We start from the raw sequence: 1,121 nt of genomic DNA on the forward strand, positions 1-1,121 counted from the left end.
ACCATCGGCCACGTTGACCACGGTAAAACCACCCTGACCGCCGCCATCACCAACGTGCTGGCCAAGCACTTCGGTGGTAAAGCTTTCGCCTTCGACCAGATCGACAAGGCACCGGAAGAGCGTGAGCGTGGTATCACCATCAACACCTCCCACGTAGAATACGACACTGCTACCCGCCACTACGCTCACGTAGATTGCCCGGGTCACGCCGACTACGTTAAAAACATGATCACCGGTGCTGCCCAGATGGACGGCGCAATCCTGGTAGTAGCAGCGACTGACGGCCCGATGCCGCAGACTCGTGAGCACATCCTGCTGGGTCGTCAGGTAGGCGTTCCGTACATCATCGTGTTCATGAACAAGTGCGACATGGTAGATGACGAAGAGCTGCTGGAACTGGTCGAGATGGAAGTTCGCGAACTGCTGTCCGAGTACGACTTCCCGGGTGATGACCTGCCGGTAGTCCGTGGTTCCGCACTGAAAGCGCTGGAAGGCGAAGCTCAGTGGGAAGAGAAGATCCTGGAACTGGCTGGCCACCTGGACACCTACATTCCGGAGCCGGAGCGTGCCATTGACCAGCCGTTCCTGATGCCTATCGAAGACGTATTCTCCATCGCAGGCCGTGGTACCGTAGTTACCGGTCGTGTAGAGCGCGGTATCGTCAAGGTTGGTGAAGAAGTGGAAATCGTTGGTATCAAAGATACCACCAAGACCACCTGTACCGGCGTTGAAATGTTCCGCAAACTGCTGGACGAAGGTCGTGCAGGTGAGAACGTTGGCGCACTGCTGCGTGGCGTGAAGCGTGAAGACGTAGAGCGTGGTCAGGTACTGGCCAAGCCGGGCACCATCAAGCCGCACACCAAGTTCGAATCCGAAGTGTACGTGCTGTCCAAAGAAGAAGGTGGTCGTCACACTCCGTTCTTCAAGGGCTACCGTCCGCAGTTCTACTTCCGTACTACCGACGTGACCGGTACCATCGAACTGCCGGAAGGCGTAGAGATGGTAATGCCGGGCGACAACATCAAGATGGTTGTTACCCTGATTGCCCCGATCGCGATGGACGACGGCCTGCGTTTCGCCATCCGTGAAGGTGGCCGTACCGTAGGTGCTGGTGTTGTAGC

General features: G+C 57.3%; 1 protein-coding gene. It reads left to right on the forward strand.

Annotation, left to right across the window (positions count from 1 at the left end):
• Window positions 1-1,121, forward strand: a 1,121-nt coding sequence (tuf, locus tag OKC30_RS21000) for an elongation factor Tu (RefSeq protein WP_134996705.1), incomplete at both ends; no start/stop codon positions are given.

The sequence above is a fragment of the Aeromonas sp. QDB18 genome (assembly GCF_027705325.1).
GTDB classification, from domain to species: domain Bacteria; phylum Pseudomonadota; class Gammaproteobacteria; order Enterobacterales; family Aeromonadaceae; genus Aeromonas; species Aeromonas caviae.